This is a genomic window from Planctomycetaceae bacterium (assembly GCA_041398785.1).
Lineage (GTDB): Bacteria > Planctomycetota > Planctomycetia > Planctomycetales > Planctomycetaceae > JAWKUA01.
Genome location: JAWKUA010000014.1, coordinates 148,791 through 171,443, shown reverse-complemented (window position 1 = coordinate 171,443; position 22,653 = coordinate 148,791). Strand labels below are relative to the sequence as shown.

The 22,653-nt window shown below is 60.0% G+C and carries 19 protein-coding genes; 4 read left to right on the top strand and 15 right to left on the bottom strand.

Going from position 1 to position 22,653, the window contains the following annotated elements; genetic code table 11:
• Positions 1-78 precede the first annotated feature (78 nt).
• On the top strand, positions 79-2,175 hold the full coding sequence (locus R3C19_17180) for a prenyltransferase/squalene oxidase repeat-containing protein (protein MEZ6062076.1): 2,097 nt from the start codon (positions 79-81) through the stop codon (positions 2,173-2,175).
• Positions 2,176-2,207: 32 nt separating this feature from the next.
• Here the strand turns inward: R3C19_17180 and R3C19_17175 are convergent, their stop codons facing one another.
• From R3C19_17175 to R3C19_17115, 13 genes are all read right to left on the bottom strand, one after another.
• The gene (locus tag R3C19_17175; protein ID MEZ6062075.1) at positions 2,208-3,743 is read right to left on the bottom strand and encodes a tryptophan 7-halogenase; all 1,536 of its coding nucleotides are present in this window, start codon (positions 3,741-3,743) and stop codon (positions 2,208-2,210) included.
• On the bottom strand, positions 3,719-4,660 hold the full coding sequence (locus R3C19_17170; protein MEZ6062074.1) for a radical SAM protein: 942 nt from the start codon (positions 4,658-4,660) through the stop codon (positions 3,719-3,721). Before R3C19_17170 ends, R3C19_17175 begins: the two co-directional genes overlap by 25 nt.
• 165 nt (positions 4,661-4,825) lie before the next feature.
• On the bottom strand, positions 4,826-5,413 hold the full coding sequence (locus tag R3C19_17165) for a hypothetical protein (GenBank protein MEZ6062073.1): 588 nt from the start codon (positions 5,411-5,413) through the stop codon (positions 4,826-4,828).
• Positions 5,410-5,679: a hypothetical protein gene (locus tag R3C19_17160; protein ID MEZ6062072.1), complete on the bottom strand. Its 270-nt coding sequence runs from the start codon at positions 5,677-5,679 to the stop codon at positions 5,410-5,412. Before R3C19_17160 ends, R3C19_17165 begins: the two co-directional genes overlap by 4 nt.
• Before the next feature lie 30 nt (positions 5,680-5,709).
• Complete coding sequence (locus R3C19_17155; protein MEZ6062071.1) at positions 5,710-5,982, bottom strand: hypothetical protein; 273 nt, start codon at positions 5,980-5,982, stop codon at positions 5,710-5,712.
• Positions 5,979-6,656 carry a lysophospholipid acyltransferase family protein gene (locus R3C19_17150; GenBank protein MEZ6062070.1) on the bottom strand — a complete coding sequence of 226 codons (678 nt, stop codon included), beginning with the start codon at positions 6,654-6,656 and terminating at the stop codon, positions 5,979-5,981. Before R3C19_17150 ends, R3C19_17155 begins: the two co-directional genes overlap by 4 nt.
• A gap of 36 nt (positions 6,657-6,692) precedes the next feature.
• Positions 6,693-7,787 (bottom strand): recombinase RecA, encoded by a 1,095-nt coding sequence (recA, locus tag R3C19_17145; GenBank protein ID MEZ6062069.1) that lies wholly within the window; start codon positions 7,785-7,787, stop codon positions 6,693-6,695.
• Between the two features lie 114 nt (positions 7,788-7,901).
• Entirely contained in the window at positions 7,902-8,210 is a 309-nt protein-coding gene (locus R3C19_17140) for a DUF971 domain-containing protein (GenBank protein ID MEZ6062068.1), read from the bottom strand.
• A gap of 58 nt (positions 8,211-8,268) precedes the next feature.
• Complete coding sequence (locus R3C19_17135) at positions 8,269-8,709, bottom strand: SMI1/KNR4 family protein (GenBank protein MEZ6062067.1); 441 nt, start codon at positions 8,707-8,709, stop codon at positions 8,269-8,271.
• The gene (locus tag R3C19_17130; GenBank protein MEZ6062066.1) at positions 8,710-10,359 is read right to left on the bottom strand and encodes a multiheme c-type cytochrome; all 1,650 of its coding nucleotides are present in this window, start codon (positions 10,357-10,359) and stop codon (positions 8,710-8,712) included.
• A gap of 140 nt (positions 10,360-10,499) precedes the next feature.
• Complete coding sequence (locus R3C19_17125; protein ID MEZ6062065.1) at positions 10,500-11,690, bottom strand: DUF1573 domain-containing protein; 1,191 nt, start codon at positions 11,688-11,690, stop codon at positions 10,500-10,502.
• 30 nt (positions 11,691-11,720) lie between these two features.
• Positions 11,721-14,027 (bottom strand): O-antigen ligase family protein, encoded by a 2,307-nt coding sequence (locus R3C19_17120; GenBank protein MEZ6062064.1) that lies wholly within the window; start codon positions 14,025-14,027, stop codon positions 11,721-11,723.
• A complete protein-coding gene (locus R3C19_17115; protein ID MEZ6062063.1) occupies positions 14,024-15,109 on the bottom strand; it encodes an MraY family glycosyltransferase in 1,086 nt (361 codons plus the stop codon). Before R3C19_17115 ends, R3C19_17120 begins: the two co-directional genes overlap by 4 nt.
• A 392-nt stretch (positions 15,110-15,501) precedes the next feature.
• Between R3C19_17115 and R3C19_17110 the strand changes: the two genes are divergently transcribed.
• The 3 genes from R3C19_17110 to R3C19_17100 all read left to right on the top strand — a co-directional run bounded on the left by R3C19_17110 (position 15,502) and on the right by R3C19_17100 (position 18,334).
• Positions 15,502-15,903, top strand: a complete 402-nt coding sequence (locus R3C19_17110) for a hypothetical protein (GenBank protein MEZ6062062.1) — start codon at positions 15,502-15,504, stop codon at positions 15,901-15,903.
• Between the two features lie 221 nt (positions 15,904-16,124).
• Positions 16,125-16,805: a penicillin-binding protein activator LpoB gene (locus R3C19_17105; protein MEZ6062061.1), complete on the top strand. Its 681-nt coding sequence runs from the start codon at positions 16,125-16,127 to the stop codon at positions 16,803-16,805.
• A gap of 47 nt (positions 16,806-16,852) precedes the next feature.
• The gene (locus tag R3C19_17100; protein ID MEZ6062060.1) at positions 16,853-18,334 is read left to right on the top strand and encodes a hypothetical protein; all 1,482 of its coding nucleotides are present in this window, start codon (positions 16,853-16,855) and stop codon (positions 18,332-18,334) included.
• Between the two features lie 206 nt (positions 18,335-18,540).
• Here R3C19_17100 and R3C19_17095 read toward each other — a convergent pair whose 3' ends face one another.
• Both R3C19_17095 and R3C19_17090 read right to left on the bottom strand, forming a co-directional pair.
• Positions 18,541-21,156: a hypothetical protein gene (locus R3C19_17095; GenBank protein ID MEZ6062059.1), complete on the bottom strand. Its 2,616-nt coding sequence runs from the start codon at positions 21,154-21,156 to the stop codon at positions 18,541-18,543.
• A 580-nt stretch (positions 21,157-21,736) separates the two neighbouring features.
• Positions 21,737-22,138 carry a hypothetical protein gene (locus tag R3C19_17090; protein MEZ6062058.1) on the bottom strand — a complete coding sequence of 134 codons (402 nt, stop codon included), beginning with the start codon at positions 22,136-22,138 and terminating at the stop codon, positions 21,737-21,739.
• Between the last annotated feature and the right edge of the window lie 515 nt (positions 22,139-22,653).

Here is a 22,653-nt window from a genome sequence, read left to right as displayed (position 1 = left end):
TGCCCGGCGGTGCCCCGGAGTGCCCGCAGGATTCCCGGATGGAGCCGTCCCCCGAGGGCCTCAGTCAGCGGCATTACGATGTCCGAGCGTGTTGGTGATTCCGGAGCATCCGATGCCGACAAACCGTCGTCGGTCGAAATCGCTGATCGCGAACTTTTCGTGAGACAACTGCAGCAGCGAGCGAGAGATGCCGCGGCCGCGTCAGTGCATCAGGCTGAACTGTCGCAGCAGTATCTGGAACTTTCGAAGCGATTCGCCGCTCTGGCCGAACGGGCGTCCGTTGCCGAACTAAACGATATGCGGCACGAACTCGATGTGCTGCAGTTTCGCATGGCCGGCGAATTCGACGGCTCGCAGCCTCCGTCGAGGGATCTGCAGCCGGACACCACCGTTGACACTGCGCCGTCGGTTGCGGCTCCGCGACCCGAAGAATCGAACGTCTCCCCCACGACGAAGTCGCAGTTCGCCCCGCCGAATGCCGCCGATGTGACCGTTCCGGAACGGCCATCGAGCGACGCTCCTCCAATCGGTGATACTTCCGGGAGTGGTCCGAAGGAAACCACTTCCCGGCGCCGCGGACGCAGGCCGCTTTCGGTTCGGAAGTTTGTCGAACGTGCCCGTTCCGTACAGTTGGCGGCCCGGCGCGTGAAGATCAAGGCGAAAAAGGCTGACCTGAAACCTCAATCGCGATCCGCGACCGAAGAACTGAAGAAGGGACGCAGCTCCATTCTGACCAGTTTCGGATTCCTGATGATCAGCCTGTTCCTGCTGAGCCTGATGACACTGACGATCGACCAGGAAGTTCAACTGAACCCGATCATGGCCGGGTTTGCGGAGGAACGAAACGACGAGCCGGAAGAAATTGAACCGCCGGAAGAAGAACCCGGCGAACAGTTGGAACAGGAAACCGAAGAGCCCGTCGAAGAAGTCGTTGAGCCTGAACCGGAACCCGAGTCGGAACCCGCGGAATCCGAGCCGGAGGCCGCGACGACCGAAACCGAAGTCGCGGAAGTCACGCTTCCGGAAACGCCCACCGGTACGGAAGCTGCCATCGCCGAAGCCGGTGAGTTGGACCTGGCAACGATTGACAACCGCAGCGCGGCAGGACGCGAGGCAATGCTGCAGAAGTACGGTGGATCCGCCGCCAGCGAATCCGCCGTCGGGCTGGCTCTGGAATGGCTCGCTTCCGTTCAGCGGCAGGACGGAAGCTGGGACTTCATCGACGTTGGTCGCAGCAGCAATCCCGGAAAAGTCAACAATCCCATCGGAGGCACGGCCTACGCGCTGCTGCCGTTTCTTGCGGCCGGACAGACTCATAAGGAAGGCAAATATCGGAAGCAGGTTCTTGCCGGTCTGACCTATCTGACAAACGTCGGAGTCAATGTGGCTGCCGGTTACGACCTGCGCGGTGTTCTGAACAAGGGCAATGAAGACGCCGAACCCAATGAAGCGTATTACGTTCATGGTGCCGCGACTCTGGCATTGTGCGAAGCGCTCAGCATGACGAAAGACGGCCGTCTGAAGCCCGCCGCCGAAAACGCTGTGCGGTTCCTGCTGAATTCGCAGGATCCCAGGGGCGGCGGCTGGCGGTACCTGCCGCAGGAACCCGGTTCCACGTCCGTCACTACGATTCAGGTGATGGCACTGATGTCGGCGCAAAAGGCCGGAATCCGCATTCCCGAAAACGCTCTGCGCGGCGTCATGCACTACCTGGATTCTGTCCAGGTCGACGGCAAGGGCCGCTACGGTTACGAAGTGGAAAAGAAACAGTACAAGGGATCGATTACTGCGATGGCGCTGCTGTGCCGCATGTATCTGGGCTGGCAGCGCGACGACGGCGACATGGCCGACGGCATCGCTCTGCTGGACAAAGCGGGGCCGTACGACAACCTGTACACGAATTACTTTGCCACGCAGACAATGCGAAACTGGGGCGGCGAAGAATGGGTTCGCTGGAACACCCGGCTGCGAGACGATCTGATCGCTCAGCAGGAACAGGCCGGTGCTGAAAAGGGAAGCTGGACGCCTCGCGACCGGGCCGACTACAGCGTCAGCGGCGGCCGTCTGCTGACCACGTGCCTTGCGACGCTGACGCTGGAAGTTTACTACCGGTACAAGCCGCTGCTGCCGGAGAGAGTTGAGAGTAAAGCGATGAGTGTTGAGAGCCCGGAGTAGTCGCTTCCGTTATTCCCGCACGCTTCGAACGATCATCGTGCGGCCGTGCCGGCATACATCCCACTGGAGTCGGGATCGAGCAGCCCGACGGAATTCCACGGCGCGATCGCTTCGCGAAGCCAGGCTTCGAATTGGCCGCAGTCGGCGTTGCTCGCCCCAGTCGAAACGCAATTTTGTAACCGGCGTCGAGCCGAGATCAGCAGCTTTCGAAACTCGACGTCATCGGCCATCAGGAATGAACCGTGTTTCGATTTCGATGAATGTTCCATCGACGTCACGGCCGCGAAATACAGCATCGTCCAGGCGCACCACAGCCGGAAACTCGGCAGCCCCGCGTAGCAGCCTTCCACCAGCCGGTCGATGTGGCGGATTTCACGGATCAGGTCAGCGGAATATTCGGCAAGCCGCTGTTCACGAATGTCTTTGATGGATGTTGTCAGAAGAATGTCGGCCAGCCGGCGGACTCCGAACAGCGTATGAGCGATTCCCGTGCTGTGCAGCGGATCAATGAAGCCGGCCGTGAAAGGCAGTGCCGCCCAGTTCGGTCCGGCGGCACGCGCGGCGAGACGCTGCAATCGTCCGGTCATGACCAGACCTTCCCGCGGCCGGACGACCGTCGCGTTTTCAAACTGTCGACGCAGAAACGGAAACCGCTGGAGTTGTGCATCCCAGACGGACAATGGAGTTCCGGCCGCTGCGCTGGAGCCTGGTGTTCCGGGTTCGACCGGGAAGAATCCATGTTCGATATCAGCATTCTGTCGGTGGAACATGAAGCCGGCGCTGACTGTGTCGTCGTCGAACGGCAACTGCCACATCCAGCCGTTGTCCAGGACATGGTGGACCGCCGCTGCGTCGCACGGAAACGGGTGTCTGCTGCGATCAATCCCCGATTCGGCCAGCAGTGCGCCAACCCTTCGTACGTCAGAAAAGTGAGCAAACACGCTTCGCGATGATGTCAGAAGCTGGTGAGACAGATCGGCGATACTCAGCGTCCGCAGCACGACTCCTGCAGCGCCGGTCGCATCGACGACGAACGGACAGCTCAGTTGAAACGGTCCGTCCTGAGTCGTGCCTTCCATCGTCCAGCCGGCTGAGGTGCGGTGCAGAGTGTATTCAGCGCCTTCGTACAACACCACACCATGTTGCCGTGCATTCACTGCGAAGAACGCATCCACGTCGCTGCGCAGCCAGTGCGTGTCGGAGACGTCATCACCGGCGCTGGCGGATACCAGCAGTTGTTGTCCGGCAATCGTATGCGGAGTCAGGTCACGTCCCGGCGAATGGCCGAAGTAGCTGAACCCGCGTTTCAGTCCGCAGGTCAGTTCCGGATGAATCCGCTTCCAGGAACCGTAGCGGGTCAGCGGCACCAGTTCCGGCAGGTCGTACGTGGTCGCGATCTTCGCCAGCGCCGCATCGGCGAGCGGCGTTGACGATTCACCGATCGCGAATCGCGGGTGCCTGGCCGTGTCAGCGATCACCACGTGCCATCCCGATTTCGCCAGGATCATTCCCAGCAGACTACCGCCAAAACCGGACCCGAGAATCAGCATGTCGGCCTGGAAGTGCATCGGTCACACGATACCTGTGGTTGAGATCGCTGGCTGAGATTCATACGCCGCAGTCGATCGATTCGCCGGGAACAACATTCCGGACAGGTGGAAAACTGCTCGGCTTCCCAGATGTCGGCGAAGACGCGTCCTCGCTGCCACCCGACTGCTTCGTCCAATACTGATTCCAGTGACCTCAGCAACGGCGGCGTAAAGCGTCCCTCGCGCTGCAGCCGATCCATGATGCCGTTTCCGCTTCGAGTCGGAATCACCGAGCAACAGTCGACGCCGCAGTTAAACGCAAAGCGAATCGATTCCAGCGCCTGTGCAATCCCCTGCTCTTCCGAGACTCCCGGCGGTCGCAGCAGGATGAATGTGCGAAGACGAATCTCGTGCGACCGCAGAAACTCACACGCGCGAGCGAAGTCGTCGGTCGTCATCTGCTTGTTCAGCGTCGCCAGCGTCGCCGCATGAGATGTTTCCAGCCCCAGAGCGATTTCCAGTTGACCGCCGCACAGATCACGAAACTGTACGCAGCGTTCTGAGCACAGTTTCGGGTGATTCTCAACGATCACAGTTTCGTGCGTACCCACCAGTTCAGCGATTGTTGCAAGGTCCTGAGGCGGAATAGCCTGCGCGTCGAAGAAGTTGCCGCTGTTGTAGAGCTTGATATGGCGCGCCGGCGGAAGCTGTTTGAGTGCAAAGCGGATCTGAGCGGGAATCGCGCCGACGGGAACGCGATCGTCGGTCGTGTTCTTCCACAGGTCACACATCAGACAGCGAAACGGGCATTCGCGGTTGGTCAGAAAAATCGCAGCGACGTCCTCAACGCAGTCGTTGGCGGAGTATTCCGGTTCGACCAGCCAGTGATACGGCTGAAACGGATTCACGCGATTCTTTGTGCCGCGAGAATTCTGGATGTCGGTGTCGTCGAGCATATTGCGTAGTGTTTTGTTCAGGCGTGCGACACGTTGTCGCAGGCAAGTCGGCCACAGCGGCTGCTGGCAGCATCGGCAGACGTTGCTCATTCGCCGCTCGCCAGAACGACTTTTGTCTCGTCCGGCACCGCTGAAGACTGCATCGCAATTGGAGTCGCCCCCCAATCAACAGGCACCGGCATCCGCCAGCGCTTCTTCCAACAATTCAGACAGGTTCAGTTCCGACGCCCAGTGACGCAGGTAGGGGATGTCGAGACCGTCACGGCTGACCTTCAGGACTTCCTGAACATCTCGCCATTGTCGTTCCGACGTGTCGTTCGACTTGCGATACCACTCCAGTTTCAGGAGGACGAGATCTTCCGGTGAAGCCACTCGCACTTCGATCGTTGATGTCGCGCCGGAAATTAGCTTGCACTGCGCTCGCGAGAGTGCTGACTGGTCAAAGGCGCGAGCCTTCGCGATAAAGAAGTCGACCTTGAACATCGTTTCGTACAGCATGATGTTGAAGGACCGTCGGCGAGACACGGCGTCGACAATCATCGGAGCGGAAACGTAATAATCGGTGTCCAACGCCTTGACGAATGCGTCGACATGATCGTGTCGCAAGTCGACCAAAAGATCGGCGTCCATCGTTGTCCGCACGAATCCATGCAGACAGCTCGCCACTGAGCCACCGATGCAATAAGAAATCTGCTGTGCATCAAGCTGGCGAACGACAGGTGCCAGAGCGCCGAAAATCTGCTGGTCCTTCATCGCTCGTCCGATCCGATAGCGCGGTCACGAAGACGCTCTGCCCATTCCCTCCCATAGTGGATCTCGACGAACAATAAATCACGTTCGCGCTGGCTGAGATCCGGGTGAGCATCCCGAATGGCCTGCCGCGCCATTGAAACACACGAAGTCGTCAGCGAGTCCATGAGTGCAAACTTCCGTTCCGCCGTCATCGCGCGAAACCCTGCTGCCTGAAGGGCATCGACATCCGGGTGAGTGTCGTTCGGCCCCATCCTTTGCTTTTGCATGTCCAACTCACTTCGCCGAAACGTTGATTCTTACTCCTCGGGGTCACCCACATCGACCTTTGACCAGTCCACCTGTCCTCGCTCGCGGTCGATTTGTTCCAGCGCCTGCTGGGCTCGCGCGAGGTCAGCGCTGCGGACGGTGACGGAAACCTCCCCCGGAGCCTCCGCGCGAAAGGCCGACGTCAGCACGCCGAACATTCTCGCTTCGACGCCGTGATCGGCAAGCGCGTTGACGAGGAACACGGCTTCCGGTTCATAGGGTACCGACAACAGCGTAACAGGACTGTTTGCGTCGATGGTCATGTCAGTGCCCGTGTGCTGAGGTTTTTGGCTGCCAGCAACTGGTTTTCCATCACTCGCTGTCTGGCAAGTTCTGCGGCGGCTTTTTCGTTCCTGTTCTCACGAAGCTGTTCGCACTCGGCTGCTGTCAGTGGTGCACCATAGTGTATCGTGATTCGAGCCGGACGGACAAACCATGCTCCTCGCGGCATGGCCTTGTCCGCTCCGGAAATGCCGACCGGATAGATGGGGACATCGCTGCGGCGCACCAGCGAGAGAAATCCCGGTCGAAAAGCCTTCACTTCGCCATCGGGAGTCCGCGTACCTTCCGGAAAGACTCCCACCAGAAAGCCGGATTCCAGCCGTTCCAGGGCCTGCCGAATACTGCTGCCGCGGAATGCGGTCCGATTCAGCGGCGTGACGTAGGTGTTTCGCAGAATCCAGCCCACGACCGGAATCACAAACAGGCTGTCACGAGCCAGATAGGACACAGGCCGACTGAGACGCACGGCCGCCAGCAGCGGATCAAGAAAGCTCTGGTGATTGAACAGCAGAATGCCGCCGCGAGTGTTGTCGATGTTCTCGCGCCCGGTGACCGAAAGCCGCAGCCAGCTGTGCGTGAACAGGCTTGTGGCGACATGCACCATTCGCCAGACCAGACCGCGTTTCAGATAGGCATGGGGTGCTTGATCAGGCACGGGCGTTTTCAGGTTTCAGTCATTTCCGAAATCCGTTCAGGACACTTCCGCCTCAACGGGTTCTTCGGCCTCGGCTTCTGCGGCCGGCGCTGCTCCAACGGGAGGAAATCCCTTTGCCGCCAGTACTTTGTTTGTGATTTCAGTGACGATATCAGGGTTTTCTTCCAGAAACGCCTTCGCGCGATCCCGTCCCTGCCCCAGCCTTGTCTTGCCGTAGCTGAACCAGCTTCCGCTGCGGTCAATGATTTTTTCTTCGACTGCCAGATCGACCAGATCCGCTTCCCGGCTGATGCCGCTGGTGTTGTACATGTCGAACTCCGCGATCCGGAACGGAGGCGCGACCTTGTTCTTTACGATCTTGGCGCGCATTCGGATTCCGATCTGCGTGTCGCCGTCTTTCAGCGACGCAATTCTCCGCACGTCGACTCGGCAGGAGCTGTAAAACTTCAGTGCCTTGCCGCCGGGTGTGGTTTCCGGACTGCCGAACATGACACCGATTTTTTCACGAAGCTGATTGATGAAAATCACGGTGGTCCTGGCCTTGGCGATCGCTCCGGTAAGCTTGCGCATCGCCTGACTCATCATGCGAGCCTGCAGCCCGACATGGCTGTCACCGATTTCACCGTCCAGTTCGGCTTTGGGAACCAGGGCGGCGACCGAATCGATCACAATGATGTCGACGGCATTGGATTTGATCAGCATCTCGGCGATCTGCAGTGCTTCTTCGCCATAGGACGGCTGGCTGACCAGCAGTTCGTCCAGGTTGACTCCCAGTTTTCGCGCCCATGAGGGATCAAGAGCGTGTTCCGCGTCGATGAACGCCGCAATCCCGCCTTCCTTCTGCGCACTTGCCAGAGCGTGCAGGGCCAGAGTCGTCTTGCCGCTGGATTCCGGTCCGTAGAGTTCGATGATGCGGCCGCGGGGGAATCCGCGCCCGCCGAGTGCCAGGTCCAGCGAAAGCGCGCCGGTCGAGATTCCCGGGACGCCGGCAAAGTTCTCCGCCGAGTTCAACTTCATGATCGAACCCTGGCCGAACGTCTTTTCGATCTGCCCGACGGCGTTTTCGAGCATCGATCCGTTACTGTCGGCCGATCCTTTCGCGGGAACGGACTTGCCTCGTGCCTTGGCCATTGCTGCCTGCCTGTTGCGAAGATGAAATTGGGGGCCGATGACGCTTCAGCCCGTCAGGGTAAGTTAGAAGATCCACGCGGAGTTTGCAAAAGCACGGCGGAACGACGCAGGCTGCTATCCCGCCGCCAGCCGATCGGCAATTGATCGCAGATGGTCCCAGGTAAACAAGCCGGAATCGTGGGTATCGGACCAGCGAAATTTCATGGCGTAGTTGCCGGTCAGCGATGCCTCAAGGATTTCGATGTCATCCGGAACGCTGTTCGGATCCAGCACCTGTCGTCCGGTGAATTCATCGACGCAGACAGCGCAGCGACAGTTCTGTCGGACGCTGCGAAACGGCAGCCGTGACGTTTTCCCGTCATTCCAGACGAGTTCCAGGATGCGATCCTGTTTGTGGACGCGAATATTCTGCGGAGTCTGCATGGATTGCGAAGCGTCAGGTTTTCAGGGAGCCGGGGCAGCCATCGGCAAAGCAGTGGTTTCACCGCTCGGCGGCGGGATCATTGGTGGATGGCGCGAAGTTTTCAATCAGCAGGTCGACGAAATCGTCCAGCGATTCCGAGACCTGAGCAAATTCCACCGGCTGATGTTCAAACAGCAGCACGCCATCGTGCTCGCCCGTGGCATCGATACAGTAGTAGTCGCCGGTGCCGCTTTCGCCAATCACGATCAACTGCTGCGGCCAGAAGAATTCTTCACCCGACGGTTTCAGGACCGGGCCGGATCGCGCTTCGCGGTTGATTTCCAGAACCTGTTCGGGTTCCGCAATCAGTTCCACGGCGCTGACGGTGCCTTCCAGGTCGGACCCGTCGGCGGCCCGCATCGCCGCCAGCAGTTCAGCGGGATAGTTCTGAAGCAAAGTCAGATACTCAGCCGGCACATGCAGGCCGACCAGCTGGGCCAGTTGACGAAGCGGATGCACTCAGTCCATGCCCTTGTGTTCAACTTTCGGCCAGTAATCATCGAATTCAAAATGCGGACTGTTGTCGACGTCGTGGCATTTGTAGCACACGTTGTCTTTCGCCTGCTGTAATGTCACGCGAACTTCCTGGCGAGCCGCGTCCAGGTCGTCGGCGTCGACAAGTTCGACGTGTCGGCTTCCGGGACCATGGCAGTTTTCGCAGCCGCTGCCGGCCATGCTTTTTTCCAGCAGCTTCTGTTCATCGGTTGTAGCAAACGGTTCATTGAGGAACCCGGATTCATAGCGGAAGTATTCTTCGGGATTCCATCCTGTCACGTGGCATGCCAGGCATTCCGGGTCGAACATTCGCGCCACTCCGTTCAGGCGTTCGTAGCCTGTCCGCTGGTTCTGAGGGTCGAGGCTTTCCAGCGCGTGAGCATGACCTGATGCGGCCCAGACTTCATAAGCCTTCGAGTGGCATTCTCCGCACGTCTCCGACCCGAGAAAGAACGCGCCCGACGGATGCAGCTTGGGGTTCTCCGACAGAACGATCTGCTCGTCCCGCAGCCGTTCCTGATACTCCTGCATCAGTTGTACCATTTCCGGAGTATCGTCGAACGCGCTGCGTTCGAGCGGGATCAACTGAAACCGGACCGGTGTTTCGTTGTCGTCCGGGTAGATTCCAATGACGCCGGCGTATTTTCCCTTGCGGCCCAGCTCCAGCACCAGAGTCTTACCGACCTTGTCCGGCAGCGCAGTGGGATCCGGATCACTGGGGCCTTCCGCGGCGAGGATGACATCGAACCCCGGAAACTGTTCCGCAAGTGCCCTCGATTCCTCAAGCGTCCCGTGTGACAACAACACGCGGAAACCGGCACCGGCTTCGTCGAAAGTCGCCATGGCCTTTTCAATCGCCGGCCCCGGTTCCGACCACGTGATGTTCAGATTGGCTCCTTCCGGAAGAACGGTTTCCTTCAGGCTTTCGCTGAGCACGGACGTAATTCCAACCGTCACTCCCTGTTCAGTCACAATGGCGGTAGGGGTCGGCGTGCCGAGTTCCGGGGTATCAAAGAAGACCAGATTGGCACTGACGAGAAACAGCGGATGCTCGTCATCCGGAAGGTGCTGCTGCGACAACAGGAAGTCGGGACTCAGCCGGAGATCCTCCGGACCGAGTCCAACTGCTGCGTAGTTCAGTTCCCGCAGCGCAAGCAGTGACGTTTCGAACTTGATCTGAGCCTGTCGTACGGATCTGCGTGCCAATCCACCCAGATCAACGCCTCGCAGCGTCCAGCCGGCATCCGTAAGCTTCTTCGCAAGATTCGCGCGCCGGGACATTCCGCCCATCTGGTTGGACGTGCAGCCGCACGGTTCGAAGTAGCCGTGTTGTTCTCCGGTGACAAGCAGCCCCAGTTGAGGCGCGGGCCATTCGTTCCAGACCGGCACAACGTCACTGTGAACGGGGGCCGCTGCTTCGGCGGTTGCCGGAGACGCATCCGGAACGTCTGACGCTGCACCCTCCGGTACGGAATCCACAGCCGTGGACTTCACACTGGTGTCTCGAAGACGGAGTGCCACAAAAAGCAGAGCGATCAGGCAAACGATGCCCAGAAGGGCCAAAGCGGGACCGCGCACGACAGATATCCTGGCTGACGGGACAGATGCGGACATGGACCAGCGGAACACCTCCGCCGGGTTGGCACCATAACGGTTTGCCGTGAGATCGAGAATCCCAGGTGACGGTCATCCTGATCGATGACGGGAAGTGAAGCCGGCTCACGGCACGGAACGACCGGCCAGCACCGGCTGATTCAGAACGCCTTTAGTTTCAGGTTCAGCAGCAGTTGTTCTCCGCTGGGATGGTTTGTCTTGCAGACGATCCTGCCGGGGTTGTTTTCTTCGCGGTCGGTTCGGGGAATGCCCGGGGGAACGACGACTGACAGAGAATACCGTTTCATTTTGCCGCCGGTGCTGCCTTCCGGAGTCAGCGTGACTTCAATGAACGACGGATCCGCAGTCACTTCCGTCAGTTCCAGCGGCTGATCCATTTTTGATTCGTCAACCAGCAGCATCAGCTTTGCTGACCGCCCGTCCGAGGTGTGAAATCGTCCCAGTGTCAGTCCGTGGGTTTCCGCATTCCACATTACTCCATAGGTCGGCAGGATCCTGATGTCACCGGGTTTGTGCGCCCGAAGTGAAATCGTAACGGGCTTTGTCAGTTCTTCGATTTCAACGGTGACTGTGTCGATGAACGGCCCAGGTGCAATGTCAGGCGGAACAGTGGCGATGATTTCCATGCCGGATCGGGCGTCCATCTCAATCACGTCGGCGGACGACAGCGGAGTGGCATCCAGCGTGACCTTCCCGGACTCCGACTTCATGGATTTCAGAGTCAAGCTGTCGAACACGTTGCTGTAAAGAAAACCGTGCATCGTCACGGCGCTGTCGCTCGAGACTTCACCCAGATTCCAGTCGCCCTCGGGACGCATCTCGATTTCCTGGTCGACGACGCCTTCCACTCGAAAGCGAATCGTGACGTTGTCAGGATCATTTGTGAACACGGGCCCTCCGTGTGCGAACGAAGTGTCAACAGCCTTGCCCTTCCATTCGATCAGCAGCGTCGCCACTTCGCCCGGCGGCACGTTTGTCTTATCCAGAGTGAATTTGGTGCACTGACAGGTTGGCGTTCCTGTGACCAGCACAAGTTCGGCAGGTCCGTCGTTTCGAATGGTAAACGTGTGTTCCATTTCCTGGTTGACGTGAGCACGTCCGAAGTTGTACTCAATCTCTTCGGCCACAGCCTTCGGCCACGGGCCGGTCGGGGATATTTCCGGGCCTTCGGACGGTTGTTTGGGAGGAGTGGCCACCCTCTTCTGCTGGTCAAGAATGTCCGGTGTGGTTCCGGCATCTGACGACTTCAGATCGCTGCCTGACAGATACAGACCGGCCACCAGGATTCCGGCAAGCCCGATGAATGCTGCGATGGTGGTGAGATTCTTCATTGCAGAACTTTCTTCGATTCGATCCTGTTGTTACCTGTCGGGGCGCGTCGTACCGGGGTGTGAATCCCCGTTGACAAGGAGTTCCAGGTACTCGCGTTCATGGCTGGCGAGATACCGATCAACGTGTCCCCAGGTCCGATTGATGTCGTCAATCGCCAGTGCCCTGGCGGCAGCTTTCGAGGCTTCTTCAGACTGGTCGTCGGCCTGAAACATGTTCGCCAGTTCCATCCAGTATGTTCCATTTGACGGATACGCATCAAGCACACGCCTCTGGTCGTCGATCGCATGCCGCAAATGCGTCGGGTTATCGGAATTTAGTGCCAGAATCTGATGCTGCTGCGCCCGGTAATGATACCCCGCGACACGCCAGACGTCACAGTCGATCAGGGCATCGCAGGCTGCCAGCGAGGATGCACGCGGCTCATGTTCTGTTGACGCCGCATCATTCTCCGTGAGATCTTCCGGACTCCCGTGCGCAGGATCAGGCAGGCGATTGGCACTTTCCGCCATAAGTCTATACGTCGCAGCCTCCGCGAGGCGTTGGCGCGGATCGACGGCAAGCGGATCCGCGTCCGCAGCACGGCGCCACGCCGCTTCGGCGGTTCCCGAATCGCGATTTCCCATTGCCGCATCGCCTCGCAGCATCAGAGATGTTGCGGTTCGCACGGGGACAATGCCGGCGACAATCACCGCGAGCGCCAATCCGCCGAAGCCCAGACTCCTGCCGGCGGGCAAAAGGACACTCGCCTTCGAGGTCCCCACAGCCGGATTCGTGACAACCGCCGGGGGAACCGCAAGGCTAAGCAGAATGGCCAGCAGCAGTCCGACGACGGAAATCTGCAGCCCCCCGGCTCCCAGCAAATGAACGAACACCGCCAGCAGCGCCGCTGCCGCCACCGACGGCGGACACGGGAACCGTCGCCCCGCCAGGACCGCCATTCCCAATGCGCAGACCGGTATCGCGAGCACGACAGTCTGAGTGTCGTCCCACGACATCCCGTCGATCAGCTGCACGAGCCAGTGGAGTCCCCAGCCGGAAACGATTGCTGCCGTCACCAGACCGCCGCCCTGTTCCCGCCGAGACTGACGCGGCGAATCGTCCGGTTCGGGGCTATCACGCCAGAGCGGCGCCAAACCCATCCACATCATCAACAGCAGTCCCGCCAGTCCGGCGATTCCGGCGGTTGACCAGGTGTCCAGAAGGATGTTGTGCGGATCCAGAATTTCTTCGCTGGATTCCACGGGTTTGTGAGCCAGATAGCGCTGTCGAAAGTTGCCCGGCCCTGCTCCGAAAACGGGACTGTCGCGAATCACTCCCGCGGCGCCCGTCCAGTAGAACAATCGAAACTGCAGCGATCTTGGAGCTTCCAGCGCCACTTCTCTGTCGATTGCGCCTGTCGCAAGTCCGATTCCCGCACCTGCCGCCAGCACTGCTCCGACTCCGGAAATCGCCAGCCACGCGCGACGCCGGCTTCGACCGATGTTGCCGGACAGCAGCACCGCCAGGGTCCCCACCACCGAGCCGACCCAGGCCGTGCGGCTTTTTGTCAGCAACAGGCAGTAGCCGATAAGTACGGCTGCGATCACCTGCAGGACGGCTGTTCGGGGATGGAGCAGGCTTCGTCGTCGCACCTGGGTGGTCACACTGCCGACCAGAATCACCAGCGACGCGGCCAGGACTCCCGCCAGCGTATTCGCCAGAGCGAACGTGCCGTACGGCTCGGAACTCGACAACAATCGGCGTTCGAAGAGTTCCCGGCTTGTGCCCGACAGAGGAACTCCGTTCTGCTGAAGTTCGGCCCGGATGCTGGCAGCTTCCATCTGGCCGACCAGTCCAGGTTCGTCAGTCGCCTGATTCAGGGCATCCGTCATCCCCCGATACCACTCGGCCTGATGTTGGTACAGCCAGTGGTGCTGCCAGACGCCCAGAACTGACAGTCCCACGGCGATGCCGGTCAGCACGGAAGCAAGCCGGCCGCAGCCGATGGTCGTTGATGTAAAGTGCCTCAGCAGCCACCATGCGGCCAGAACTGCTGACCATTCGAAAGCCAGGTTCAGCGCCGTGCGGCGATCTCCGCGAACGTGAAACACGTGCCACGTCGACAGCCAGAAACCGGCGATCAGAAGCAACATGCCGATCGTCAGCAGCCGGCACCGACCGCGGCACGAGAATCGCGCTGCCGTATTGAAGCGTGACTCCAGAAGCGGGTGCAGTGCCGCAAGCATCAGCCACAGCGCGGCAAGATGCAGTCCCCGCCCTTCCATGGCTGCTTCCGACGGCCACAGGAACCCGGCGGTGACCAGAGCCAGCAGGGAGTAAACAGACACCTGATTCATCGCTTTTGCTGGCGCCCCACGGTTTCCAGAATGGCAATCACACAAAGCACGCAGCAGATCAGAGCGATCACCAGCCACGCGCCCGTCCAGTCCGAAACCTTATACAACAGCATTCCTCCCAGACCGGTCATCAGTGTTGCCAGATGAATCGTCAGCACAGCGTGAGCCGGTCGCAGGCCAAGTTCCACCAATCGGTGGGAAAAGTGGCTCTTATCGCCGTGAAACGGACTTCGGCCCTGCTTCAGTCGAATCAGGATCACGGTCAGAAAATCGTACAGCGGCACCGCCAGAACACACAGCGGCGCCAGAATCACATGCCGCGCGCCGGAGTAGTCGTAGAACGTTCCCATAACGGTCAGCGTGGCGAGCAGGAAACCGATCAGGTTGCTTCCGCAGTCGCCCATGAAGATCGACGCCGGAGGCCGGTTCCAGCACAGAAAGCCGCTAAGAGAACCGGCCAGCAGCAGCAGACCGAACGCCACCGTCCAGTGGGGCTGTCTGACAAGCAGCAGCAGAATTCCCGCCGAAAGCACAGACGCAATAACGCCGATCCCCGCTGACAAGCCATCCATGTTGTCCAGAAAGTTCATGGCGTTTGTCAGGACCACAATCCAAAGCACCGTCACAACAAATCCCACCCACGGCTGGCTGACGAATACTGTCGCCTGCACTCCCGACAACGTGACACTCGCGGCGACCACCAGTTGTGTCCCCAGTCGCAGCCACCACGGCAGGTTCCAGCGGTCGTCGGCGAGTCCCATTGCGAACAGCACCGCCGCGCCGACGACAACGGCCAGAACCTGACGCTGCAATCCGGAATCGGCCACCGCCGCTGCCACGGGACTCAGCGACGGAACACGCGAAACGACCGTCGACGGTACCGCAGCGTACGTGGCCAGGGGAAGCACCAGTCCCAGAAACACGGCGATTCCGCCACCCATAGGCGTTGGATTAACGTGGACCTTGCGATGCCCCGGCTGATCAACGAGTCCCAGAGCGGGGGCAATCCACCGAATGACCGGCGCCGCGACAAGCGCTATGAAGAAGGGAGCCAGAAAGCTCACCAGCAGAAAACTCAGCATGTACGGACTTTCGGATGACTCGTCGCGTCAGACTCCGCCAGTGCCTACGCAGTCCGTCCCGGAATCGCCAAGTCCAAACCACCGGCCGTTGTAAGTTCCGTCGCAACATTCTTCGTCTGCCGCAGAGAATGGTTAAAGTTGCAACCCGGTGCGGCATTCTGATGATCAGGACTGGTAATTCTGTCGTAGTCAGATGCAGGAATTGTAGTTTTGGCAGCTTCGGCGACCGTTGGCAATCCGGCAGTCAGCCGTCATAAGTGAAGAAATAGCAGTGGGTTGCAGGAATCGTGCTTGTCTTTTTGAGTTTTGGCGCAACACTTGCGAAAGAGTCATTATCACAACGACAACGGAGTTGTTGATCCCCGTCTCACTTCGAGAAGGATGACATAATCATGAGAATTCAAGTGACTCCCCGAACGATTCGCCGTCTGCTCGCCGCTGACGGATATCTTGAACTTCAGATGCCTCACAAGGCCGTCGCCGAACTGCAGAAGGCTGGCGAAGCTGGTCCCCTTGAAGGTCCGCGTCAGTTGATGCTTGGCGTGGCCACCAAGCAGGCGGGAGACCTGGAATCCGCGATCCCGCACCTGGAGTCGGCCGCGCGACTGATGCCGTCACCGGTTCGCAGCTTCGCGTGGAGTGAGCTGGTGAATTGCTACCGTTTTGTCGGCAGCGAGGAAATGGCAGATCTTGCCGAAACGCTTGGCGGCGACCGCCAGTTTGAACTGCGAATCGCCCTGCCGTTCGGACAGATCAACCTGCATTCCACTGAGTCCTCCACGGAAGTCGTCTGATCAATTTGACACGGAAATAAGCAGCAGAAATCACTTCTCGCCCTTCAGGGATCGTCGATTTTTTTCGGCGATCCCTGTTTCATGCGCCATTCCAGCCGGACCGGCATCCGTCTATCCGGAAACTCGACCGGGATTTAGAATCCGGCTCCTCTCTGCGCAGACGTTCTGTCGATGCGCCTCAGGCTGACGTCCGCTTCTCAACTGTTCGATGGATCGAACTCATGAGTCGACTCTTCCTCCGCCCGACGTTCGGGCTGTTCGTCCTTCTGCCCTGCCTTGCTCTGCTGCTGACAACCGGCTGCCGCAATCGGCAGAAAGCCCATGTCCTGGCGACCACAGACCGAGACATGGTCGGCAGCCACGAAGCCGGCGCCGAAACATGGAAGCCGTTGATTGATGAAGCCGTGGCCCGGCTGACCCATCGGTCAATCAATACCATCGACACGGTTTCATACACGCGCGCTGACGGACTGCCGGTGCGGATGGTCTGTTTCGTCGGTGTTGAAAACCTGAGCAGCGAAGAGATCGGCGATTTTCGCGAACAGATCTACGAACACATCGATTCCCAGATCGGCCAGAGCGGCGCGTTTCGCATGATCAGCCGGCGCTACGTTGAAGCTGCGATGGCGGAGTGCCGATGCCGCCCCGAAATGCTCATCCTGCCGGAACATCGGCTTCGCCTGCAGGCCGCACTCCAGCGGGCCGATCAGCCGTTTGATTACCTGTTGTTCGCCAGAATCACGTCCGGCACGACGGACAGCAACGGTGACTACCAGCGAGACTACACACTGACGCTGGAGCTGCTCGACATCCATTCGGGTGAGTCACTGAAGGAAACGGCACTGTTGCGGAAGGGCTACCATAAGTCGCTGCTGGGTAAGCTCAGGCACTTCAACGACTGATGTTCGACATCGGTTGCTGTCGTCGGCAGAGACAGTGAGGTTTTTCTGTGCGAGTGCTGCTGATACTTCTGCTGTTGAGTTCCGCCGGCTGCAGTTCTTCGCAAAAACTGCATCTGGCGGCGATTTCCGGATTCGACGCCGGCGACCCGGCGCTGGCAATGCGTCATCTGGACGAAGCTGCGCAGGCGCGTCGCGCCGAAGCCGACATCATTCAGCTTGACCAGTCCATGGCACTGCTGATGAGCGGTTCTCCGGAACAGGCGGAATCCCGGCTGCGTGCGACTCGCAGGCAGTTGGACTTTCTTCAGCAGAAGGACGTCGGAGAACAGACCGCCGCCGTACTCAGCGACGACAAGGCGATCGCGTGGTCAGGTCGTGACTACGAACGCCGGATGATGGACAGCCTGTTGGTGCTGACCAATCTGACTCACGGCGGCCTGGACGCCTTCGCGTATTCACTGCAGGCCATTGAACTCGCCCACGCCGACCTTGCAGACCTCGCTCCGAAATCGCACGCTCCGGTCACCGGCGATGGTCAGATCGTGACGGTTGCCGCACCTTCCGAAACAGTTCCTGAATCACCCGCAGCACCGCCACCGGCTCCCGCACGGTTCGCTCCAAACGCGCTGGCGACGTACCTGTTCGCAGCCCTGCAATCGGAAAAACCGATGAACGCGGACGTCACTGATCGTGCCATCCGCCAGATCAGCTATTGGCAGTCGGCATCGCGGCCGTCGACGAATCTGTCCGGCGAAACCGCCGAATCGACCGTCAGCGAACTCGTCGCTTTCGGAAATCACACACAGCAGGGCAACGGAGTCCTGCATGTCATCACGCTGGCGGGTCGAGTCACGCCGTGGGACGAAGAACGCGCCGAACCGACCTCCGCCGCACTGCTGATCGCGGACCGCATCCTGAGCGCCACCGGAAAACACTCGCTGCCACCGACCATTGCTCCCGTCAGGATTGCCGTTCCGCGGCGACATTTCAGCGACCACCCGTTCCGAACCGTCCTGTCCGTTGAGTCAGCCCGCGATCGCGGTGACCGCGTCAGTCAGGTGCTGGTCGATCTCAACCAGGCCGCCTGGGATTCCTTCCAAAGCGACCGTGACAGACAACTGGCGCGGGCTGTCGCACGGCGAGTCATCAAGAAGGCTGCCGTGTATACAGCGAAGGACCAACTGGCCGTTTCACGAAACACGGGAATCGATCTGCTGCTGAATCTTGGCGGTGTTGCCTGGGAAGCTCTGGAAAAAGCCGACACACGGTACTGGAGTCTGCTGCCGGAGCGAATCGAAGTGATTCAGGCCGAACTCCCTGCCGGCACGCACACCATCCGGCTGACCACCACGGCATCCAGCACCGCGACGGGGGCGGGAATTCCTTCCGTGTCGCTGCCAGTGGTCATCGACGACGGCAGCAACACCTTCGTCGTCTGCTTCCGTCCTTCCGCCGGATTCGCCGGTCAGGTTCTCGTCGGTGGCACCAGTCCCGCCAGTGTTCCAGCGCAGGATCTGGCCGCGCCCTGAATGAGCAGCCCGGCAGGCTGACGCTGACCTTGGCAGCAGGCCAGCTTGCCGCCCGCGCTACTGAAAGCAGCGAAGGAAAAGCCGCGACGGGTCTGCGGTGAAGCATTAGTCACAGTGTTCGGTTGTTCGGACAGCCAATTCGCTCGTCCGTCGTGCCAACCACGAACGGCACCGATCAGCCATCATTTCCGGGGACTGAGACAGGTCTACCGTCGTCCGCGTCCGGATTGCCCGCTTGCACCTCGACCAGATGCACCTCGGCCCGAGCCACCGCGACCAGCGTTGCTGCGAACGGCCGGTGGACGATTTGCCGGAGCACGCGTCACTGGAGCACGCGTTGCCGGAGCACGCGTTGCCGGAGCACGCGTCACTGGAGTGCCCACGGCAGAACTTCGGCCGACATTGGCGTTTCCGCTTCCGGAACGACGCACGTTGCCGGGGCCGACCCCGCCCGCACGAGTGCGGATGGCTGGCCCGGAGGCCGGTGGTTGGCTGCGAGGGATTGACGGACCGGCAACCGGTGCCGTTGCTCGCGGTGTTCGACCAGGCACCGCACTTGCTGCGTTCGGACGACCGACTGCCGGTGATTTGCTGCGTGTTGCAACTGGTGCCTGCCCTGCCTGCATGGTGGCCGCTGGCCGACCTGACGACGTGCGATTCCTCTGCAACGACGCTCCATCGGCAGCCGATGCACGCCGCCGAGACAGCGGAGAGTTGGTATCGGCACCGCGCTGTGCTGATTCAGAAGACGCGATGCCGTGCCTGTCCACCGGACTGCGTGTCGCCGGGGTGCTCGGCGTGACGCGTGGTGCTTCTGCGGAGGACTGTGGAGCCGAACGGACGGTTCTCTGCTCCGCACCTGCGGCCGGTCCGGAATTCGGTCCCGTTCTGCTCGCGTCCGGACCCCGGGCCTGAACGGATCGACGGAGTGCCGACGCTGCCGCACCGGCGTCTGACGTCGCACGTTCCATGCGCGAACGCAGGTCCGATCGTTCGCCGCTGGAAGAATTGGTTTGCCCTGACGCCGAGCGTTCGCTGGATCGGATCGCCGACGGCGCAGCACCGGCTGTGGCGTCCCCGCGCAATTCACGAACGGATCGCGCACTTCGCGACGGTGTCGCGTCGCCGGAAGCTGCGGCCGCCGGCAAACGCCACCGCACATTCCCCTCGCGCCGACCAGTCACGGCGTCCCGCACTGCTTCGGAACGTGGCGATGTCCTCGCTGTCAGGTCTTCTCCAGACCGCAGGGATCCATGTGAGCGAGAACTCTCAGTCGTCGACGCAGGGTCGCCAGTGCGAGCCGTTCCACGTCGCCTGTTCGATCCGCCATCCGCAGAATTCGCCTGCGCCGCTGACACACGCGACTCCGCTGCCCGCGACTCCACTGATCTACGCAACTCTGCCGCAGAACGCGACGAGGAAAATCGTTCGCGACCGCCGGTTTCAATTTCAGAACGCTGCCTGGCCAAAGCAGGAGTTTCCAGCGCACGTTCGCGCAGGCGACTGAGCTGATCTGTGGAAACGCGAGTGAACGCAGTCGGTGTCTGACGAGCTCGATCGCGAATCGATTCGGCCAGCCGGTCACCCTGATTCCAGAATTCGTCCGATCGCGAACCGCGAGATCCCGGCGATCGCGCGACCACCTGAGCGGCATTGCGGCGACGCTGTTCGTGCAGAGTCTGAGGCGGTCGGCGGTCGCTGCGACTGGAATAGATGTTGTACTGATTGACGATCTGCTGCGACAAATTGATGCCTCGCTGACCATACGTGCGGCTGGCATGAGCGAACAGCGGGTCATAACCACGCAGACCTCGGCTACCGACACGAATGACCGTTCGCTGATGCACGGTATGCCACGGAAGAATGCCCGCCCGACGATAGTTCGCGGCATAGTAGTCGCCGAACAGATAATGCCGCCGCCGTGGACTCACCCAGAAATGTGCCTGTAGTCCGCCTGCAAGCAGTGATATCCGTGGAACATACCGGAAGCCGACATTGACAAACGCCGGTCGCCGAAACCGAAACGGCGCAAACAGCGTGCCTCGCGACACGATGGGATAATCCCAATAGCCGTTGCAGATTAAATAACCACGAGGTGTCCACAGTGAACGCTGAGGAACCCAGATCCAGTTCGAATATCCGGCCGACCAATATCCAGGCCGCCACACATAGCTGGCCTGATTCCAGTTCCAGCAGCCAGGAATCCAGAAGTGCTCTTCCGACGGAGCGGTGCCCACCGGTCCGAGGTCCAGCGACTCCGGCGGTGCCTGCGCGATGTATTCGATTTCCGGCGTGCTGGTGGAAACCCAGGTTCCTCCAACCCATTGATATTTTCCGTCCAGTTCCGCCCAGTATCCGGGCACCCAGCGCTGGCCGGGAGGAATGTGTCGCCACACTCCGCTGACCCAGATGAAATCGTCGCGATCATCGTCCCAGAACCAGTAACCCGAAATCCACTCGATGTTGCTGCCTTCGGGTTTGAGCTCCGGAGGCACTTCCGGAACATTCGGCGGCGGCTCGCGATCAACAATCAGCCCCTCGACCGGCTCCTGGTTGTACTGTTCTGCAAACGCCTCATGCACCGGCCCCCGCAGCAGTTCTTCGCCATAGTCGTAGGCTTCGGCGTCCGGCGGCAGATCCGTCTCCGGCAGCTCGGACCCGATCGGCAACCCAGCATCGGCGGGGAAATCCACACCGCTTTGAGCTTCATCCAGCGGAATACCATGAGCTTCGAAAATCTGGAGCGTCTGAGCCATCGCCGGAGCAGGCAGCAGCATCAGCAAGGTTACGCCAAGGCATTGGGGGATTTGCGTTCGGATCATGATGTTCACCTGGTGTCCCTGACAGGATTGCTGTTGTTGTGCTCGGCTCGGAAAACGAGTCGTTTGGCAACAAAAGACGGGCGTCCAATCCTGTCTGCATGCCTTCCAGCGGTGTTCGGATCGCAATCGGTATGCCCGAGCATTGCCCGCGCGGTATGACAAACAAGCCCGGCCGTCTGCTAACCCCGAAGCGGCGAAAATCGCCGGGTTTTTGCCACCAACCAGATCCTGCAAATTTCCAAATCCCGCGTCGACGCCTACTCAACGCAGCCCGAGAAAGGAGCTGCCGCGGGACCGCAACAAACAATCGTCAGTATGATGACACGGAACGTTTCCGCGACGGAAGAACGAGCTCATCCGGGAAATGGGCGCTGGTCCAAATGCGTTCCAGGCCCGGCGGGCCGACATACCGTTAGCTGGTGCGAGCAACGGGTAAGGCAGCGGATCATGCCCGCAGCCCTGAAGGGGCGACACAGCATCATGCAAACCTTATGTGTCGGCCGGTCAGGCCTGTCGATGCCGAATTTCCGGCAGCCAGACCCTGCCGACTCCGGCTGACGTCCTGCCTCTCCGAGCATCATCATTCTCCGGCACTGCCCAAACGCCAGCTCGCTGCAGAAGCTTGCTTCGGAGCATCCACACGATTCCCGGCGAGCATTTCGGGGGTCCGGCGCCCCGACGGTCGAAACAAGTCCATTCCCCGGATCAGCCCCTGTTCCTGAGCCTCCAGTTCTTTGGCGAAGTTCCACGACATGCAGTTCACGAATGTCGTTGACCGAGCATGGCGACTGATAGCGGCAATCTCCGACAGAAACACGTCGTTGCAGTACGCGATGCAGTGCAGACCCTCGACGGAAGGCCAGTCCCGCGGGGCGTGATACACAACGCCGCGATCTTCAAGTTTCATCTCCAGCAGATGGGCATCCAGTGGTGCCGTCGGACAGACGTGAACCTCGATTCCCATCGCGGCCCAGCACCGCATCTGGTGATCCAGCTCAGTGTCCGCTCCGTTGCTGAACTCGGATGCCCGATGACGCAGATGCTGTCGATCGAGCGACCCTCCAGCTTGAGCTGCCGCTTGAAATGCCGTCACGCGTTCAACACACGGAAGTGAAATGAAACGTTTGCTGTCGCCGACTTCAGGGCCAATGCTTCACGTCGACGACAATCGGCAAATCTGACTACGACGAATGCGACCCAGAAGGCGAATCGCTCCAGTAATATAGGAGCTTATCCATTAGCCGGTCGCTCACAATCGCCTTATCAAACTGTTCATACAACGATCTTAGCAACGAAGATTCAGCTTCGGTAAGTTCTTCATAACGCGCAGAACGTGAGCTTCCCGTTTCTTCGATAGTCGCATACTGGTATGCCATCTTGCCTGCGAAAAACCTCAACGCTTCTTCGTAGATGTCACGGCACTCATTTGCCCCAATACGTGTGAATGCCTCAAGCGTGTCGTCAACGTACAATGAACACGGATGACAAAACCAATCT

Excerpts from the sequence above, each read along its gene's own strand:
- R3C19_17180 (MEZ6062076.1), top strand. The coding sequence starts at position 79 with ATGTCCGAGCGTGTTGGTGATTCCGGAGCATCCGATGCCGACAAACCG.
- R3C19_17175 (MEZ6062075.1), bottom strand. The coding sequence starts at position 3,743 with ATGCACTTCCAGGCCGACATGCTGATTCTCGGGTCCGGTTTTGGCGGT.
- R3C19_17170 (MEZ6062074.1), bottom strand. The coding sequence starts at position 4,660 with ATGCTCGACGACACCGACATCCAGAATTCTCGCGGCACAAAGAATCGC.
- R3C19_17165 (MEZ6062073.1), bottom strand. The coding sequence starts at position 5,413 with ATGAAGGACCAGCAGATTTTCGGCGCTCTGGCACCTGTCGTTCGCCAG.
- R3C19_17160 (MEZ6062072.1), bottom strand. The coding sequence starts at position 5,679 with ATGCAAAAGCAAAGGATGGGGCCGAACGACACTCACCCGGATGTCGAT.
- R3C19_17155 (MEZ6062071.1), bottom strand. The coding sequence starts at position 5,982 with ATGACCATCGACGCAAACAGTCCTGTTACGCTGTTGTCGGTACCCTAT.
- recA (MEZ6062069.1), bottom strand. The coding sequence starts at position 7,787 with ATGGCCAAGGCACGAGGCAAGTCCGTTCCCGCGAAAGGATCGGCCGAC.
- R3C19_17140 (MEZ6062068.1), bottom strand. The coding sequence starts at position 8,210 with ATGCAGACTCCGCAGAATATTCGCGTCCACAAACAGGATCGCATCCTG.
- R3C19_17130 (MEZ6062066.1), bottom strand. The coding sequence starts at position 10,359 with ATGTCCGCATCTGTCCCGTCAGCCAGGATATCTGTCGTGCGCGGTCCC.
- R3C19_17125 (MEZ6062065.1), bottom strand. The coding sequence starts at position 11,690 with ATGAAGAATCTCACCACCATCGCAGCATTCATCGGGCTTGCCGGAATC.
- R3C19_17120 (MEZ6062064.1), bottom strand. The coding sequence starts at position 14,027 with ATGAATCAGGTGTCTGTTTACTCCCTGCTGGCTCTGGTCACCGCCGGG.
- R3C19_17115 (MEZ6062063.1), bottom strand. The coding sequence starts at position 15,109 with ATGCTGAGTTTTCTGCTGGTGAGCTTTCTGGCTCCCTTCTTCATAGCG.
- R3C19_17110 (MEZ6062062.1), top strand. The coding sequence starts at position 15,502 with ATGAGAATTCAAGTGACTCCCCGAACGATTCGCCGTCTGCTCGCCGCT.
- R3C19_17105 (MEZ6062061.1), top strand. The coding sequence starts at position 16,125 with ATGAGTCGACTCTTCCTCCGCCCGACGTTCGGGCTGTTCGTCCTTCTG.
- R3C19_17095 (MEZ6062059.1), bottom strand. The coding sequence starts at position 21,156 with ATGATCCGAACGCAAATCCCCCAATGCCTTGGCGTAACCTTGCTGATG.
- R3C19_17090 (MEZ6062058.1), bottom strand. The coding sequence starts at position 22,138 with ATGCGGTGCTGGGCCGCGATGGGAATCGAGGTTCACGTCTGTCCGACG.